The 15185-nt window shown below is 62.2% G+C and carries 20 protein-coding genes; 12 read left to right on the top strand and 8 right to left on the bottom strand.

The annotated features are described in order from the left end of the window. Complete coding sequence (locus ACWGTO_RS18170) at positions 1-930, bottom strand: AAA family ATPase (RefSeq protein WP_023711480.1); 930 nt, start codon at positions 928-930, stop codon at positions 1-3. Continuing rightward, positions 927-1454, bottom strand: a complete 528-nt coding sequence (locus tag ACWGTO_RS18165; RefSeq protein WP_454576181.1) for a flavin reductase — start codon at positions 1452-1454, stop codon at positions 927-929. Before ACWGTO_RS18165 ends, ACWGTO_RS18170 begins: the two co-directional genes overlap by 4 nt. A 179-nt stretch (positions 1455-1633) precedes the next feature. Between ACWGTO_RS18165 and ACWGTO_RS18160 the strand changes: the two genes are divergently transcribed. Together ACWGTO_RS18160 and ACWGTO_RS18155 are read left to right on the top strand one after the other, a co-directional pair. After that, the gene (locus ACWGTO_RS18160; RefSeq protein ID WP_454576180.1) at positions 1634-2704 is read left to right on the top strand and encodes a branched-chain amino acid ABC transporter substrate-binding protein; all 1071 of its coding nucleotides are present in this window, start codon (positions 1634-1636) and stop codon (positions 2702-2704) included. Beyond that, the gene (locus tag ACWGTO_RS18155) at positions 2704-3717 is read left to right on the top strand and encodes a P1 family peptidase (RefSeq protein WP_454576179.1); all 1014 of its coding nucleotides are present in this window, start codon (positions 2704-2706) and stop codon (positions 3715-3717) included. Before ACWGTO_RS18160 ends, ACWGTO_RS18155 begins: the two co-directional genes overlap by 1 nt. Here the strand turns inward: ACWGTO_RS18155 and ACWGTO_RS18150 are convergent, their stop codons facing one another. After that, positions 3718-3972: a DUF2171 domain-containing protein gene (locus tag ACWGTO_RS18150; RefSeq protein WP_454576178.1), complete on the bottom strand. Its 255-nt coding sequence runs from the start codon at positions 3970-3972 to the stop codon at positions 3718-3720. A 138-nt stretch (positions 3973-4110) separates the two neighbouring features. Here ACWGTO_RS18150 and ACWGTO_RS18145 point away from each other — a divergent pair, with 138 nt between their 5' ends. From ACWGTO_RS18145 to purB, 3 genes are read left to right on the top strand one after another with little or no spacing between them, the layout of a single operon-like run. After that, entirely contained in the window at positions 4111-4836 is a 726-nt protein-coding gene (locus ACWGTO_RS18145; RefSeq protein WP_454576177.1) for a DUF2259 domain-containing protein, read from the top strand. Beyond that, positions 4833-5357 (top strand): hypothetical protein, encoded by a 525-nt coding sequence (locus tag ACWGTO_RS18140; RefSeq protein ID WP_454576176.1) that lies wholly within the window; start codon positions 4833-4835, stop codon positions 5355-5357. Before ACWGTO_RS18145 ends, ACWGTO_RS18140 begins: the two co-directional genes overlap by 4 nt. A gap of 59 nt (positions 5358-5416) precedes the next feature. Next, the gene (gene purB / locus ACWGTO_RS18135; protein WP_454576175.1) at positions 5417-6718 is read left to right on the top strand and encodes an adenylosuccinate lyase; all 1302 of its coding nucleotides are present in this window, start codon (positions 5417-5419) and stop codon (positions 6716-6718) included. Between the two features lie 195 nt (positions 6719-6913). Here the strand turns inward: purB and ACWGTO_RS18130 are convergent, their stop codons facing one another. After that, on the bottom strand, positions 6914-7726 hold the full coding sequence (locus ACWGTO_RS18130) for a VOC family protein (protein ID WP_454576174.1): 813 nt from the start codon (positions 7724-7726) through the stop codon (positions 6914-6916). Between the two features lie 184 nt (positions 7727-7910). Here ACWGTO_RS18130 and ACWGTO_RS18125 point away from each other — a divergent pair, with 184 nt between their 5' ends. Beyond that, entirely contained in the window at positions 7911-8465 is a 555-nt protein-coding gene (locus ACWGTO_RS18125; protein WP_454576173.1) for an RBBP9/YdeN family alpha/beta hydrolase, read from the top strand. A 25-nt stretch (positions 8466-8490) separates the two neighbouring features. On the opposite strand, the gene ACWGTO_RS18120 is transcribed toward ACWGTO_RS18125, so the two are convergent. Continuing rightward, a complete protein-coding gene (locus tag ACWGTO_RS18120; protein ID WP_454576172.1) occupies positions 8491-9264 on the bottom strand; it encodes an HpcH/HpaI aldolase family protein in 774 nt (257 codons plus the stop codon). A 133-nt stretch (positions 9265-9397) separates the two neighbouring features. Next, a complete protein-coding gene (locus ACWGTO_RS18115; RefSeq protein WP_454576171.1) occupies positions 9398-9718 on the bottom strand; it encodes a DUF1476 domain-containing protein in 321 nt (106 codons plus the stop codon). 276 nt (positions 9719-9994) lie between these two features. Here ACWGTO_RS18115 and purC point away from each other — a divergent pair, with 276 nt between their 5' ends. Together purC and purS are read left to right on the top strand one after the other, a co-directional pair. Next, positions 9995-10789, top strand: coding sequence for a phosphoribosylaminoimidazolesuccinocarboxamide synthase (gene purC, locus ACWGTO_RS18110; protein WP_056594372.1), 795 nt, complete (start codon positions 9995-9997; stop codon positions 10787-10789). An 87-nt stretch (positions 10790-10876) separates the two neighbouring features. Continuing rightward, complete coding sequence (gene purS, locus ACWGTO_RS18105; protein WP_454576170.1) at positions 10877-11119, top strand: phosphoribosylformylglycinamidine synthase subunit PurS; 243 nt, start codon at positions 10877-10879, stop codon at positions 11117-11119. Between the two features lie 35 nt (positions 11120-11154). Here the strand turns inward: purS and ACWGTO_RS18100 are convergent, their stop codons facing one another. Beyond that, complete coding sequence (locus tag ACWGTO_RS18100) at positions 11155-12321, bottom strand: hypothetical protein (protein ID WP_454576169.1); 1167 nt, start codon at positions 12319-12321, stop codon at positions 11155-11157. A gap of 271 nt (positions 12322-12592) precedes the next feature. On the opposite strand from ACWGTO_RS18100, the gene ACWGTO_RS18095 reads away from it, so the two are divergent. The 4 genes from ACWGTO_RS18095 to ACWGTO_RS18080 are packed head-to-tail and all read left to right on the top strand — an operon-like array spanning position 12593 to position 14905. Beyond that, positions 12593-13144 carry an RNA 2'-phosphotransferase gene (locus ACWGTO_RS18095; protein ID WP_454576168.1) on the top strand — a complete coding sequence of 184 codons (552 nt, stop codon included), beginning with the start codon at positions 12593-12595 and terminating at the stop codon, positions 13142-13144. Continuing rightward, a complete protein-coding gene (gene purQ / locus ACWGTO_RS18090; RefSeq protein ID WP_454576167.1) occupies positions 13141-13809 on the top strand; it encodes a phosphoribosylformylglycinamidine synthase subunit PurQ in 669 nt (222 codons plus the stop codon). Before ACWGTO_RS18095 ends, purQ begins: the two co-directional genes overlap by 4 nt. 36 nt (positions 13810-13845) lie before the next feature. After that, a complete protein-coding gene (locus ACWGTO_RS18085; RefSeq protein WP_454576166.1) occupies positions 13846-14256 on the top strand; it encodes a hypothetical protein in 411 nt (136 codons plus the stop codon). A gap of 4 nt (positions 14257-14260) precedes the next feature. Further along, a complete protein-coding gene (locus tag ACWGTO_RS18080; protein WP_454576165.1) occupies positions 14261-14905 on the top strand; it encodes a Pr6Pr family membrane protein in 645 nt (214 codons plus the stop codon). Between the two features lie 16 nt (positions 14906-14921). Here the strand turns inward: ACWGTO_RS18080 and ACWGTO_RS18075 are convergent, their stop codons facing one another. Next, the gene (locus ACWGTO_RS18075; RefSeq protein ID WP_454576164.1) at positions 14922-15167 is read right to left on the bottom strand and encodes a DUF1127 domain-containing protein; all 246 of its coding nucleotides are present in this window, start codon (positions 15165-15167) and stop codon (positions 14922-14924) included. Between the last annotated feature and the right edge of the window lie 18 nt (positions 15168-15185).

Raw genomic sequence — 15185 nt, 5'->3', positions numbered from 1 at the left:
TTACTCCGCCGCCGCAAGCTCGGCCTTGACCTCGTCGAGGATGCGCCGGCCCTCGCCCGCACCGATGCGGGCAATGTCGTCCTGGTATTTCAGCAGCACGCCGATGGTGTCGGACACCGTCTCGGGATCGAGCGCCACCTTGTCGAGCTCGGTCAGCGCGCCGGCCCAGTCGATGGTTTCGGCAACGCCCGGCGCCTTGAACAGCTCGACCTGGCGCAATTTCTGGATGAACGACACCACTTCGGCCGAAAGCCGGCTGTTGGCCTGCGGCACCTTGCGGCGCACGATTTCGAGTTCGCGCTCGGCATTGGGATAGTCGACCCAGTGATAGAGGCAGCGCCGCTTCAGCGCGTCGTGGATTTCGCGGGTGCGGTTGGTGGTGATGATGACGATCGGCGGCTCCTCGGCCTTGATCGTGCCGAGTTCCGGCACCGTCACCTGGAAGTCGGACAGGATTTCGAGCAGGAACGCCTCGAAGGCCTCGTCGGTGCGGTCGAGCTCGTCGATCAGGAACACCGGGGCGGCACCCGCCTTGCCGGTCAGCGCGTCGAGCACCGGGCGGCGGATCAGGTATTTTTCGGAGAACACATTGCGTTCCATGTCGGAGCGGTCGACCGAGCCTGCCGCCTCCTCCATGCGGATCTCGATCATCTGCGCGGCGTAGTTCCATTCATAGACAGCGGAGGAGACGTCGAGGCCTTCATAGCATTGCAGCCGGATCAGCCGGCGGCCGAGCGCCTGCGCCAGCACCTTGGCGATCTCGGTTTTGCCGACGCCGGCCTCACCTTCGAGGAAGAGCGGCCGCTGCATGCGCAGCGACAGGAACAGCACCGTTGCCAGCGAGCGGTCCGCGACATAGTCCGCGCCGGTCAGGAGATCGAGCGTCTCGTCGATCGTCCGCGGCGCGGGGCGCGGTTTCAGCTCGGTCATTCCTTCTCCGTTGACGCCTCTGCTCCGCTTTCCAGCACGTGGTAGTCGCGAGCGTGATAGATCAGCGGCCGCAAATTATCGCCCATGCGCAGGCCTGTCACCTTGCCAAAAAGCACACGATGGGTGGCCAGATCCTTGGTGTCGATCAATTCGCAGTCGAAAACGGCGAGCGCGCCTTTCAAGGTCGGCGCGCCTGTCGATACGACATCCCACTCGCCGAGCGCAAAACGCTCATCGGACGACAGGCTGGTCAGGCCTGAAAACGCCACCGATAGCGGCTCTTGGTGCGATGCCAACGTGTTCAGCGCAAACCGGCCGTTTTGCACAAACAGCTCGTTCCTGGGATTCTCGCGGTTGAGACAGACGAGCACGGTCGGCGGCGTGTCCGACACCGAACAGGCGGCGATCACCGTCGTGCCGCGCTTGCCGGCGGGACCGTCGGTGGTCACCACGTGGACGTGGCCGGCAAAATGCGCCATCGCGTCGCGATAGGCCTGCGGCCCTATGTCGTTCAACTTCAACATCGATGATTTTCCATGGCAGCAACCCAAGCGTTATATATGGCGGCACACAATAGGCCACAAGCGAAGTGCTTGACACCAATCCGCAAATTCGCGTGTTGCGCCCAGGGCGGGCAGCCTTTAGGTCTTGGCGCAAGAGACGCTGGAAGCATGCGACCGGCACGGAGGAATTCTTCGTCAGAATGCGACCCCTAGCAGCGACAATTGCGGCACTGCTCTGGCTGTTGCCGGCAAGCGCCGGCGCTCAGGCCCTGCTTGTCGGCGTCGCCGCGCCCCTGTCCGGTCCATCGGCGATCCTCGGCAAGCAGATCGAGGCCGGCGCTGGCTTGGCAGCTGAAGCCAATGGCTTGCAGATCAAGACGGTCGACGATGCCTGCACCGCCGATGGTGGGGCTGCCGCCGCCAGGGAATTCGTCGCGGCGAAGGTCAATGTCGTCGTCGGCTTCATCTGCACCGAGGCGATCCAGGCGGCGTTGCCGATCCTCAAGGATGCCGACATACCGGTCATCACCATTGGCGTACGCACCGAAAGCCTGACCGATCGCCGCGCCAAGACCGGCTGGCCGGTCTATCGGCTGGGACCACGCGGCGACGACGAGCGCAATGCGGTGGCTGCCATCCTTACCCGGCTGTGGCAGAGCGAACTGTTCGCCATCGTCGATGACGGCACCATCTATGGGCGCGAAATCGCCGAGACGCTGCGCGCCGCAGCCGAACAGGCAGCGCTGAAGCCGGTCTTCACGGACACGTTCCGGCCGCAACTCGACAACCAGATCGGCCTGATCGGCCGGCTGAAGAAGGCCGGCGCCAGCCATGTCTTTGCCGGCGGCGACGGCGACGACGTCGCCATCATGGGTCGCGACGCCGGCCAGCTCGAGGCCGGCATTATTTTTGCCGGCGGCGAGAATTTGCGCACACCGCCCGGCGACGTGCCCTACGCCGTCGGCACGCTGATGATCGCGCCGCCGGAATGGGCCGATGTTGCCGATCCCAAGGTGCTGGCCGCCTTTGCGGCCAAAAACCTTGCGCCCGACGGCTATACGCTACCAGCCTATGCGGCGGTGGAGATCGCCAAAGCGGCTTTGGCAGCCTCCGAGACCTCCGGCAAGCCGCTGGCTGACGCGCTCACCGGGCATGATTTCACAACTGCAATCGGCCAACTTCGTTTTGACGACAAAGGCGATCTGAGCCAGAGCCTCTATCGCGCCTTCCGCTTCGATGGAACGCGTTTCGTACCGGCGGAGACGAATTGATGTTCCGCACCGGGTCGCGCAATTTGATCACCGATGTCGCGGGCTTGCGCGTCGGCAACGCATCGGACGCAAGGCTGAAATCCGGGGTAACGGCCGTGCTGTGCGACGAACCGGCGATCGGTGGCGTGCAGATCCTGGGCGGCGCGCCAGGCACACGCGAGACCGACGTGCTTGAACCGCACAATTCCATCGAAGCGGTCCATGCCGTGGTGCTATCGGGCGGCTCGGCCTTCGGCCTCGACGCCGCCTCCGGCGTGCAGGCGGCGTTGCGCGAAAAAGGCATCGGCGTCGATGTCGGCGGCTTTCGCGTGCCGATCGTCCCGACGGCGATCCTGTTCGATTTGCGCAATGGCGGCGACAAGGATTGGGGCCGTTATCCCCCTTACCGCGATCTCGGCTACGAAGCTGTACAAACCGCTGCGATCGACTTTCCGCTCGGCACAATCGGCGCCGGCACCGGAGCGCTGAGTTCCGGGTTGAAGGGTGGGCTTGGCTCGGCCTCGACCGTGCTCGACAGCGGCGTCACCATCGGCGCGCTCGCCGCCGCCAACCCGACCGGCTCGGTGACCATCGCTCGAACCCACCATTTCTGGGCGGCGCCCTTCGAGATCGGCGATGAGTTCGGCGGGCTTGGCTATCCCTCGCCAATGCCCGACGACGCCAGGCGGATCCTGTTGAAATACCGCGACAAGCGTGTGGGTGGGACGGGCGGCGGCAACACCACCATCGCCGTCATCGCCACCGACGCCGTGCTGACCAAGGCGGCGGCCAAGCGCCTGGCCATTTCAGCCCATGATGGCTTTGTGCGCGCCATCTGGCCGGTGCACACGCCGGCCGACGGCGATCTGGTGTTCGCGCTGGCGACCGGCAAGAGCGGCATCGAACTCAGCGCCGACGATGCCGTCGATTTCTTTGCGGCCGCCGGCGCCACCATGGCGCGCGCCATCAGCCGCGGCATCCATGCAGCGACGCCGGCCGATGGCGATTTGTTTCCGGTGTGGTCGTCGCGCTGATCAGGTCGGGTCGGACTTTTCTTCCTCGAAGCTGACCGCGACATCGGAATTTGCCGACAGCCAGACCTTCTGGCCATCGACCTCGGCAAGCAGGCTCAGGGGAATGTAGTGGTGATGGCCTTTGTGCATACCCATGCCGCTGTCTGCCTTGGTCAGCTTGATCCGGTCGCCATCGACTTTGTCGACAGTACCGATGTGAACGCCATCGGCGCCGACCACTTCCATATGTTCGCGAATCTTGCTGACCTCGGTCATGGGGTGTTCTCCTTTTGAAAGCGATCGACGATAACAAACAGAGGCGTAATTGGATGCATCGGCTTTTGGATAGCACGATGTTTTGACTGTCTCATGATAGGGAACGATCGAACCATGGCAGCCGGAGCGGAGACGCCGATGCGAAATCTCGTCCTGATTGGCGTTTGCCTGCTGGTCCAGCTGGCCTCCGGTATCGCGGCCCGGGCGGGCGATGTTGCCGAGCTCGAAATCCTCGGTTTCACCAGAGATGGTGGCGTGTTCGCCTTCGAGGAATACGGCGTCGCGGACGGATCAGGCTTTCCCTATGCCAACCGCTATTACATCGACACCGCCGACGACACCTTCCTGAGGGGCACCCCGATCCGGGTCCGGCTGGAGGACGAGACCGCTTCGCTCGATACGGCCCGCCTCCAGGCCAGGCAAAAGGGCGAAGCGATCGTTGCCCAGGCCGAGCTTACCGCAAACCGTGGCATCACCGCCGGCTTCAATCCTGTGACCGAACTGTCGGCCGACCCGTTCCGCATGGTGGTCAACCCGCGGCCGATCTTTACACCGGTCGACCCGCCACTGGAATTCCGGCTCGACGAGATCGGCATGAACGACACAGAGGACTGCCAGAGCCAGGGCGAGATCAACGGCTTTCGGCTGCTGCGCATCGAAGCCAGGGATGGCGGCCAGACGCACCTTTTGCATGAGGACAAATCGATCCCGAAAAGCCGCGGCTGCCCGAATGGCTACCGGATCGGCGCGGTGCAGACATTTTCGATGGACAGCATCAGCGCCTATGCGGTCCTGATCGCGGTGCGCCAATACGGCTTTGAGGGGCCGGATTTCCGCTGGATCGCCGTGACCGGCCGCCTGTGACATCGCTCGATCAATCCGGTTGGCGCAAGCGCGCGGGCAACCGCGTCAGCCGCGCTGTCCCATCGACGCGCACGGCGCTTGTCGGCGCCTTGCTGTGGTCCGTTGCCATGGGCGCCAGTGCGCTGCTCTGTCTCTGGCTCGACAATTGGGAAACGCCTGAAAAGATCCGCTTCGTCGTCCTGCTCTTTGCCATGGGTGCAGCACTTGCCTTTCCGGTCGGCTTGTTCGCGGCGCGGCTGGTCTCGCTCGACCGGCATTGGGAAGTGGCATTCGCCGCCGCCTTCGTCTGTCTGCTTGCCGCGACACTTGCCTTCACCGGCGGCCTGTTCGCCCTGCAATACCGCTCTTACTACGCTGAATGGCACGCCGAGGCCTTCACCCTCCGTTGGGCGTTCGAACTGGTGTTCACCTCGCTGACAGCGCTCTACCAATTCGTGGTGCTGGGCGTGCGGCTCTATTTCCCGCTCGGATTCATCGCACTTGCCATTGCCAGCGTGTGGTTTGCGCGCCATCAGCGTTGAGCATTCGGTCCGCCTCTGTTAGGACGCGGACTTAACCACCGACACATCAGGACTGACGGATGATCCCTCGCTATTCCCGGCCGGCAATGGTCGCCATCTGGTCGCCGGAAACCCGCTTCCGCATCTGGTTCGAAATCGAAGCCCATGCCTGCGATGCGCTGGCCGAGCTCGGCGTCATCCCCAAGGAAGCTGCCAAGACCATCTGGGAAAAGGGCAATGCGGCCCGGTTCGATGTTGGCAAGATCGACGAGATCGAGGCCGTCACCAAGCATGACGTCATCGCCTTCCTCACCCACCTCGCCGAATTCGTCGGACCGGATGCCCGTTTCATTCACCAGGGCATGACATCGTCCGATGTGCTCGACACTTGTCTTGCGGTGCAGCTCAGCCGCGCCAGCGACATCTTGCTCGCCGACCTCGACGGCTTGCTCGCCGCACTCAAGCGCCGTGCCTTCGAGCACAAGGACACCGTCACCATCGGGCGCAGCCATGGCATCCACGCCGAGCCAACCACCTTCGGCGTCAAGCTGGCGCAGGCCTATGCCGAATTCTCGCGCTGCCGCGAGCGGCTGGTGCATGCGCGGGAGGATATTGCCACCTGCGCGATCTCCGGTGCGATCGGCACCTTCGCCAACATCGACCCCTATGTCGAGGAGCATGTGGCCAAAAAGCTCGGGCTGAAGCCGGAGCCGGCGTCGACGCAAGTCATTCCGCGCGACCGCCACGCCATGTTCTTTGCCACGCTCGGTGTCATCGCCTCGTCGGTCGAGCGGCTGGCGACCGAAATCCGCCATCTGCAGCGCACCGAGGTGCTGGAAGCGGAAGAGTATTTTTCGCCGGGGCAAAAAGGCTCCTCAGCCATGCCGCATAAGCGCAACCCGGTGCTGACCGAAAACCTCACCGGCCTTGCCCGCATGGTGCGGTCCATGGCGCTGCCGGCATTGGAGAATGTGGCGCTCTGGCACGAGCGCGATATCTCGCACTCATCGGTCGAGCGCATGATCGGTCCCGACGCCACGGTGACGCTGGATTTCGCGCTGTCGCGGCTGACCGGCGTCGTCGACAAATTGCTTGTCTATCCCGACAACATGCTGAAGAACATGAACAAGTTCCGCGGCCTTGTGCATTCGCAGCGCGTGCTTCTGGCGCTGACGCAAGCCGGCGTCAGCCGCGAGGACGCCTATCGCCTGGTGCAGCGCAATGCCATGAAGGTGTGGGAACAAGGCGCTGATTTCCTTGAGGAATTGTTGGCGGACAAGGAGGTCACCGCGGCGCTCCCCGAAGCCGAGATCCGCGAGAAATTCGACCTCGGCTATCACACCAAGCATGTCGACACGATCTTCAAGCGGGTGTTTGGATGAACTGCCTTCTCCCCGTTTACGGGAAGAAGGTGCCGGCAGGCGGATGAGGGGCGGCGCTGACCTCGGCGATCACCCACCCATAGGTTCCGCGGCTGAAAAGACAATTTTCGGGAACTTGGCGCTGCCCCTCATTGCCCTGCCGGGCATTTCTCGCCGTAAACGGGGAGAAAGAAGCTGTCGCCAGCGTCTCGCAGATCATGCCTTGCCCGGAACGGTCCTGATCACCGTGCCCCACGGATCTTCCCGCGTGGTCTCAGCCTTCACATTGTCCGAACGCATCTCGACCCAGGCCAGGCCGGAGCGAGACGGATCGCGGCGGCCGGCGCCGGCACTGTGCCAGGCATTGGCGCCGATATGGTGGTGGTAGCCGCCTGACGACAGGAACACCGCCTGGCCGCCATATTTGGCCACGGTGTCGAAGCCGAACTCCTGGTGCCACCAGGCTTCGGCGTCTTCAGGCCTCCCGACGCGCAGATGGACGTGGCCGACAATGCTATTCTCCGGCGCGCCCTGCCAGCCGGCGTCGCCGGCAGGTATGCTCGCCACAACGCCGGGCAGGTTCAGGCGTTCGGTCGCCATGGCAATCTTGTCGCCGTTCCACTTCCACTCCTGCGGCAGGCGATCTCGATAGATTTCGATGCCGTTGCCTTCTGGGTCGGTCAGATAGAGGGCCTCGCTGACCAGATGGTCGGAGGCACCCTCGATGCGAATCTGGTTGGCGGCGGCGTGGTTGATCCAGCGGCCGAGATCGGCGCGGCTGGGCAGCAGAAAGGCGGTGTGGAACAGACCGGCGCTGCGCGGATCGTCGGGCTTTGCGGCCTTATCCGCCTCGATGACCAGCAGCGGGCGCCCGGCGGCGCCCAACGTGATCGCGCCGTCGGCGCGGCTCAATTCCTGCAGGCCGACAACGGCACGGTAATAGGCCGCGAGGCTCTCGGCGTCTCGCGCCTTCAGGCCAACGCGTGACACACTGACGGGCGTGGTCGCGGCAAAAGGCAGTTCGCTCATAAAACTCTCCATTCGGCGCGCGATGCAAGGCTGCGCCGGCATCTGTCCAGATCTGACATCTCAAATCGTTCATCGCGATCGTTCACACAAGATGGAAAGAATCGAACAGGTTGTTCAACAATTGTGATAGGTCGCATCCAACGGCATGGTTGCACGAGACGGAGCCGCTCGCTATCTCAGCGCCATGAAAGTCAAAGACGCAGATATTCTGATCGTGCCGGGCTACACCAATTCCGGTCCCGAACACTGGCAGACACGCTGGCAGTCGAAACTGTCGACGGCGCGCCGGGTCGAGCAGGCCGAATGGTCGAAGCCGGTGCGCGAGGATTGGACAGCGAGCGTGGCCAAAGCGGTCAACGAGGCCGAGAGGCCGGTGGTCATCGTCGCGCATTCGCTTGGCGTTGCGGCGGCGGTGCAAGCCATTCCGCAGTTTCAGAAGCCGGTCGCTGGCGCCTTTTTCGTAGCGCCACCCGATGTTGCCAATCCGGAGATCAGGCCGAGGCACCTGATGACCTTCGGCCCCTATTCGCGCAGGCCGCTGCCCTTTCCGTCCATCGTGATCGCCAGCCGCAATGATCCTTTCTGCGCTTTCGACGTCGCCGAGGACATTGCCGCTGCCTGGGGCTCGCTGTTCATCGATGCCGGCGAAACCGGCCACCTCAACGAGGACGCCGGCTTCGGCCCGTGGCCGGAGGGATCGATGACCTTCGCCAAGTTCCTGACCGATCTCAAGGCCTGACCGCTCCCGGGCAAAGCCCCGTGCCTCAGCCCTTGATCGAATCGTTCATGCTCTTGATCAGCGTCTTTGCGCCGAGCGAAATCAGCGCATGGTCCGAACCCATTGCCAGCAGCCGATAGCCCATTGCCACCACGCGGCCGGCAATCGCCGGCTCGATGACATAGATCGCGGCATGCTTGCCGGCCTTGCGCGTACGCTCGGCGATAGAGGCGACGGTCTCCATCATGCTCTCCAGCGTCGAATTGACGGTGGCGCCGTTCGACCAGGCAATCGAGAAGTCCGACGGACCGAGGAAGATGCCGTCGATGCCGGGCGTGTCCAAAATGCCGTCCAGCGCATCGAGCGCGGCGCGCGTTTCGACCATCGCAAACGCCATGGTGCGTGAATTGGTGTCGCGCAGCCATTCGGCATGGTCGCCCTTGCCATGGCGCGGAAAGGCATAGGTCGGGCCCCAGGAGCGCTCGCCCAGCGGCGGGTATTTCATCGCGGCGGCAAACAGTTTTGCATCGGCCACCGAATTCACCATCGGTGCAATCACCGCCTCGGCGCCGAAATCGAGCGCGCGGCTGGCCATGTCGAAGCGTCCGACCGGAATGCGAACCAGCGCCGGCTTGTTGGCGGCGAGCACCGGCACGAGGCCGCGCAGGACCGAGTCTTCATGGTGCCCGCCGTGCTGCATATCGAGCGTGACGGCGTCAAAACCCTGCTTGGCGATGATTTCGACCGTCAAAGCGTCCGGAACACCGGACCAGGCGGTGAACAGGGTTTCATCCGCCGCCAGGCGTGATTTCAGGGACATCGGGCGCTTTTCCTTGTTGGCCGGGGACCTTTTCTAACAGGCCCACACACAGTTTCAGCCGGAAAAGGCTGAAAAGGCAAAGAAAAACCGCCCGGCTGGGCCGGGCGGTCGATTGGTCCAGACGTGGCTGGGATCAGGTATTCTTGATCTGCTCGATCGCCTGCGCCATCAGCTCGTCCATGGTGCGGCGGATCTGATGGTCCGACTGGTCGACGCCAGCAGCGTCGAAATCTCCACGGATCTTGCGGAACACGTCGTGATCGCCGGCTTCCTCGATGTCGGAGACAACCACTTCCTTGGCATAGGCGTCGGCATCAGCGCCGGACTTGCCGAGCTTTTCGGCGGCCCACAGGCCAAGCGCCTTGTTACGGCGCGCCGAAGCCTTGAAGCGAAGTTCTTCGTCGAAGGCGAATTTGCGCTCAAAACCCTCTTCGCGGTCTTTCATGCTGCTCATGGCTTCCCTCCGATGAAATCGATTCGCGTTGGCGGTGAATATGTGTGTTGCCGCAGCACAAACCAAAAGGGCGCGGGTCGGTCAATATGCTACATCACTTGCTGCGCTGCGGCATTTCATTCCTGAAACCGGTCGATCGAAAGGATTTGCCGATTGAGCAAACGCTGTGATTGGGATAGACCCGGCATTGAACCCCACCCGTCGCCGCACTAATTCAGGCAGACGGACAGGAACTGGTCGCTTGCCGCCTGCCCGCAAATCCAGAGAAAAAATAAGATGAAAAATCGCCGCCGCATTTATGAAGGCAAGGCCAAGATCCTCTATGAAGGACCAGAACCGGGCACGCTTATCCAGTTTTTCAAGGATGATGCCACCGCGTTCAACAAGAAGAAGCATGAGGTCATCGACGGGAAGGGTGTGCTCAACAACCGCATTTCCGAGTACATCTTCAACCATTTGAACCGCATGGGCATTCCGACCCACTTTATCCGCCGGCTCAACATGCGCGAGCAGCTGATCAAGGAAGTGGAGATCATTCCGCTCGAAGTAGTGGTGCGCAACGTCGCCGCCGGTTCGCTGTCCAAGCGCCTCGGCATCGAGGAAGGCACCGTTCTGCCGCGCTCGATCATCGAATTCTATTACAAGGCCGATGCGCTCGACGACCCGATGGTGTCGGAAGAGCATATCACCGCATTCGGCTGGGCCTCGCCGCAGGAGATCGACGATGTCATGGCGCTCGCCATCCGCGTCAACGACTTCCTCTCAGGCCTGTTCATGGGCGTCGGCATCCAGCTCGTCGACTTCAAGATCGAATGCGGCCGCCTGTTCGAAGGCGACATGATGCGCATCGTCGTTGCCGACGAGATCTCGCCGGATTCGTGCCGGCTGTGGGACGTGGCCACGCAGGACAAGCTCGACAAGGACCGTTTCCGCCGCGACATGGGCGGCCTCGTCGAAGCCTATCAGGAAGTTGCCCGCCGCCTCGGCATCATGAACGAGAACGAGCCCCCGCGCCCGACCGGCCCGGTGCTCGTCGCCTCGACCGAAGGCATCAAAGGCAAACCGCACTAAACCTTCTTTTTTGACGCAATTCCGAACGGAAAACCGCTTCACACTTTTCCTGGAATTGCTAAGTCTCCGAACAGGAACCCGTCCAGCATGATCAAGGCCCGCATCACCGTCACCCTCAAGAACGGCGTGCTCGACCCCCAGGGAAAAGCCATAGAGCACGCTCTGTCGGGACTGGGTTTCGGCGGCGTCGGTCAGGTGCGGCAAGGCAAGGTGTTCGACCTGGAGCTTTCGGAGACCGACAAGGCCAAGGCCGAAGCCGATCTCAAGGCGATGTGCGACAAGCTGCTGGCGAACACGGTGATTGAGAATTATAGCGTCTCGATCAGCTGAATCTCTGAACTGACGCCGAACCCCAGAGCATTCGGCTAGACCATGCCCGGGCGTTGCCGTCTGTAGACCCACAGAAAATAGAAAACTGTGGCCCCGCCGATGATCATCAGAAGCTTGTAGGACATTCGTTCGACATCGCCGAGATCGAAGACTTTGTCGATCGAGCCCGGAAAGCTTGGGTCTCGCAGCACTTCGATTTCCGTTCCAACCGATGTCGGCATCTGGACATAGAAGTCTCCGGCGACATCGAACGAAAACTCGTTACCCTCGGGCGTGCGATAGGCAAGCTTTGCGGTCGGAATCGTGGTGACACGCCAAGTGCCGCTCTCCGGCATGGGGCTGGCAGGTGGGCTATCAGGCGCGCAATTCATGCGCGACCGTTCGGTCCATGTGCGCCTGACTTTGACTTCCAGTGCACATTGCATGCCTGTTTCGACGACATGAGCCGCCTGCCGATCCCACGTCACGGTGTGAAACATTCGAGCTACGGCCGGCCGGATCGACCAAGCTCCAGCAACAAAGAACAACGCAGCCAGCCCTGTCGCTGCGATCTTCGCGACGAAACGGGATGAGCCCAAGGCTGCTTTCGTCCGCTCCATGGCGGCCAATTGGACAGCCCTAACGCGCGGATCGTCAGAAAGCTGATTCGGGTCACGGTTCTCGGCAATCATCCACCGCATATTCAGCAGAGCAAGGATGTTCACCCAGCCCAGCAGAAGCGCGATCAGCGGCTGCACGTGCAGTCGATAGTAAGTCGTGTGAAAGCTCGCCGCGCAAGCGGTGGCAAGATCCACTCGCGAAACACTGCGACGCCCACCAACGTGCCACGCCCCATCTCCCGACACGAGCGGAAACAACAAAAGCGCGGCAAGGAGCATGACGGCCAGCAGTTGCTTCCGGTAGACCCAAAGGCTTCTCTTGTAACTGAAGATATCCAGAGCGTTCGACGCCACCAGGCCAACGGAAACAATTCCCAGGCCGATCGACAGAGCCGTCTCCGCCATCAACAGGTTTGCGAAAGAGGCGGCGCAACCAGCCAAATCCACGTGAAAGGAAAGCCAGGCGGAAAACGACGATCGCATGGATGGAGAAGCATCCCAGAACAACATGGCGGCGAAGGCCGCAAGCGCCGTTACGATGGTCGTCGCCGTCCACATCGACCGCTTTTTGTATTCCAGCTCTCTATTCTTGCCGTAATCCACAAAATCCTCGCATCACCGCACGGTATATTCCCTTGTGCAGCAGTGTCGTTAACAACGTGGTTTTATACTGCGGATATCCGGTCGCAGAACGGGCCAAAACAAGTGTATAGCTAACCGTTTGCTAAGCGGCTGCATTGACTCGCCAGCGCCGCGGCTTAGGTGCCCCTGCGCCTGTTTGACCGATTTGTGCGACCTCGCTAAACACGGGCCTGCGCTTTGGATCGAGCAGACCTTTGACGCAACCGCCAACATTCCAAGCTATTTTTTTGCAATGCCGAACGAAACGCAAATCTCGAAATTCATGAGCCTTGTCCTGCGACACGCGCCGCAGGAAGCGGGACTGTCGCTTGACGAAAATGGCTGGGCTGACCTCGGCGCGCTCTGTGCCGTCATCCAGGCGAAGTTCGGCGCTTCGGCCACTGAGGTTCAGCGCATCGTCGATGAAAATCCGAAAAAGCGCTTCGCCATCGACGGCAATCGCATCCGCGCCGTACAGGGTCACAGCGTCGATATCGACCTTGGCCTGTCGCCGTCAGCGCCGCCGGCAATCCTCTGCCACGGCACCAAGGAAGAGTTTCTGCCTGCCATCCTGCGCGAAGGCCTGACCAGCCAGTCGCGCCAGCACGTGCATCTGTCGAAAGACATAGAAACGGCCCGCATCGTCGCGCGGCGGCGCAAGGGAAAAGATGTTATCCTTCGGGTCGACTCGGCGGCCATGGCGGGGGATGGAGAGACATTCTTTCTCTCGGACAACGGCGTCTGGTTGACCAATCACGTTCCGCCCCGGTATCTGCTTGAGATCAGCGAACAGGAATTGCCATGAAATCCGCCGTCGTTCTCTTGCCAGGCCTAAATCGCGACCGAGACATGATCGCGGCGCTGACCAAGATTTCCGGACAGGCGCCGGTCACCGTCTGGCAGACCGATACCGAAATCCCCGATGTCGACCTGATCGCCATTCCCGGCGGCTTTTCCTTCGGCGATTACCTGCGCTGCGGCGCGATTGCCGCGCGCATGCCTGTCATGCGGGCGGTGGCCGAAAAGGCCGCCAAGGGCGTCATGGTCATCGGCGTCTGCAACGGGTTCCAGATCCTGGTTGAGGCCGGCCTGTTGCCCGGCGCGCTGATGCGCAATTCCTCGCTGAAATTCGTCTGCCGGCAGGTGAAGCTCGAAATCGCCAACGCCAACACCATGTTCACCCGCCGCTACCAGCCGGGTCAGATCATCCGCACCCCAGTGGCGCATCATGACGGCAATTATTTCGCCGATGCCGACACGCTGGCCCGCCTCGAAGGCGAAGGTCAGGTGGTGTTCCGCTATGCCGAGGGTACCAATCCCAACGGCTCGATCAACGACATTGCCGGTATCATCAGTGAGAAGGGCAATGTGCTCGGCCTGATGCCGCATCCGGAAAACCTGATCGAGGCAGCACATGGCGGCAGCGACGGCCGCGCGCTGTTCGAGGGCGCACTCGGCATTGCCGCCTGATATTTCTCGAAATCTTCTACGCGGGGGCGGCTGACCATGAAACTGACGATTGCTCGGATGGCTTTCATGACCGCCGCCGGCTTTGCGCTGGCGTCCTGCCAGTCCAGCCCGAAGAGCGCGCCGGCGCCGGCAGGCAAGAGCGCTTCGCTGCTCGCCATGGAACAGGTGGCGATAGCAGCCCACAAATGCTGGATCGCCAGCAAGGATCCCGCCTTCAAGTCGTATCAGATGGCCAATGAGCTGAATTCGTTCAGCGGCACGCCGCGCTTCCTGCTGGTGCCGGCCAAGCATTATGGCGGCAAGCCGTTGCTGGTCGTCCAGGCGCAAGGCAATTCCAGCCGCATCGACGTGTTTGGCCCGCTGATGGACGATCCGCTCGGCGCGCGCATCGGCTCCGATATTGCGCGCTGGCAGACGGGCAATCCCTCCTGCAACGCGGCCGCATGACACCATGGGCCGCTTCCTGCAGATTGCGGGATTGATCGTCGGTCTGTCCGGGCTTGTCCTGCAATTTTGCATCACCATCCCGGCGTCGATGGAAGCCGGCCGCAGCTTTCTCGGCTCCATCGTCTTTCTGTTCAGCTTCTTCACCATCCTGACCAACATCGGCGCGGTTCTGGTCCACGTGTCGCTGCTGTCGCCTTCAGGCTATGCCTGGCTGCCTGCCTTCGCCGGATCGCGAATGCGCGCAGGCGTCGCTGTTTCGATCGCGCTGGTCTTCATCGTCTATGCCACGGTTCTGGCGCAGCTCTGGCAGCCGCAGGGCCTGTTCCTGCTCTGCGACGTGCTGCTGCACTACGTGACGCCGGTGCTGTTCGTGCTGTGGTGGCTGGTGGCGGGCGCCGACGGCAGGACGCGGTGGAGCGACATCTCCTGGTGGATGGCCTATCCGATCGCTTATCTCGCCTATGCGCTGGCACGGGCGCCGATCGCAGGCGAAGTGTCCTACCCCTTCCTCGACGCCGCCAAGAACGGCGCGACCAGCGTCGCACTTTCGGCGCTGGCCGTCACCGGGGTTTTTCTGGTGCTGTGCATCCTCGCCGTACTTGTCGACAAGGGCATCGCACGCCTCAGGGCGCCGGGCGTCCGTCGCTGACCGGAATGGCTCCAGGTCAGTCCCAGAAGCGCCGGATACCTTCGCGGTGAGCGTCGCCACGCGAGACACCGATGTCCCTGAGCTGCTCGTCGGTCATTTCCAGCAAGGCCAGGCGACCGCGGCGGCGCTCGAGCAACGCGCCGATCTGCTGAGTGAGTGACCTGACCACACGCACGATGCGGCTGACAAAGCCGCGCCGGCGCGACGAGCGTGGCCCGACCAGTTCAGTTCCCGTATAGCGGATTGTCTCGATTGTGCTCATTGTCTTTCTGCCAAGGTT

The organism is Mesorhizobium sp. PL10, assembly GCF_053714315.1.
The sequence above is the reverse complement of the archived record's forward strand: the minus strand, read 5'-3'. Positions and strand labels throughout refer to the sequence as shown.

Bases quoted from the DNA above. Each gene is read 5' to 3' on its own strand.
- ACWGTO_RS18120 (WP_454576172.1), bottom strand. From the start codon at position 9,264: ATGTCCCTGAAATCACGCCTGGCGGCGGATGAAACCCTGTTCACCGCC.
- ACWGTO_RS18095 (WP_454576168.1), top strand. From the start codon at position 12,593: ATGCCGAACGAAACGCAAATCTCGAAATTCATGAGCCTTGTCCTGCGA.
- ACWGTO_RS18155 (WP_454576179.1), top strand. From the start codon at position 2,704: ATGTTCCGCACCGGGTCGCGCAATTTGATCACCGATGTCGCGGGCTTG.
- ACWGTO_RS18170 (WP_023711480.1), bottom strand. From the start codon at position 930: ATGACCGAGCTGAAACCGCGCCCCGCGCCGCGGACGATCGACGAGACG.
- ACWGTO_RS18165 (WP_454576181.1), bottom strand. From the start codon at position 1,454: ATGTTGAAGTTGAACGACATAGGGCCGCAGGCCTATCGCGACGCGATG.
- ACWGTO_RS18130 (WP_454576174.1), bottom strand. From the start codon at position 7,726: ATGAGCGAACTGCCTTTTGCCGCGACCACGCCCGTCAGTGTGTCACGC.
- ACWGTO_RS18080 (WP_454576165.1), top strand. From the start codon at position 14,261: ATGGGCCGCTTCCTGCAGATTGCGGGATTGATCGTCGGTCTGTCCGGG.
- ACWGTO_RS18085 (WP_454576166.1), top strand. From the start codon at position 13,846: ATGAAACTGACGATTGCTCGGATGGCTTTCATGACCGCCGCCGGCTTT.
- purS (WP_454576170.1), top strand. From the start codon at position 10,877: ATGATCAAGGCCCGCATCACCGTCACCCTCAAGAACGGCGTGCTCGAC.
- ACWGTO_RS18115 (WP_454576171.1), bottom strand. From the start codon at position 9,718: ATGAGCAGCATGAAAGACCGCGAAGAGGGTTTTGAGCGCAAATTCGCC.
- purC (WP_056594372.1), top strand. From the start codon at position 9,995: ATGAAAAATCGCCGCCGCATTTATGAAGGCAAGGCCAAGATCCTCTAT.
- purQ (WP_454576167.1), top strand. From the start codon at position 13,141: ATGAAATCCGCCGTCGTTCTCTTGCCAGGCCTAAATCGCGACCGAGAC.
- ACWGTO_RS18160 (WP_454576180.1), top strand. From the start codon at position 1,634: ATGCGACCCCTAGCAGCGACAATTGCGGCACTGCTCTGGCTGTTGCCG.
- ACWGTO_RS18125 (WP_454576173.1), top strand. From the start codon at position 7,911: ATGAAAGTCAAAGACGCAGATATTCTGATCGTGCCGGGCTACACCAAT.
- ACWGTO_RS18145 (WP_454576177.1), top strand. From the start codon at position 4,111: ATGCGAAATCTCGTCCTGATTGGCGTTTGCCTGCTGGTCCAGCTGGCC.
- purB (WP_454576175.1), top strand. From the start codon at position 5,417: ATGATCCCTCGCTATTCCCGGCCGGCAATGGTCGCCATCTGGTCGCCG.
- ACWGTO_RS18150 (WP_454576178.1), bottom strand. From the start codon at position 3,972: ATGACCGAGGTCAGCAAGATTCGCGAACATATGGAAGTGGTCGGCGCC.
- ACWGTO_RS18075 (WP_454576164.1), bottom strand. From the start codon at position 15,167: ATGAGCACAATCGAGACAATCCGCTATACGGGAACTGAACTGGTCGGG.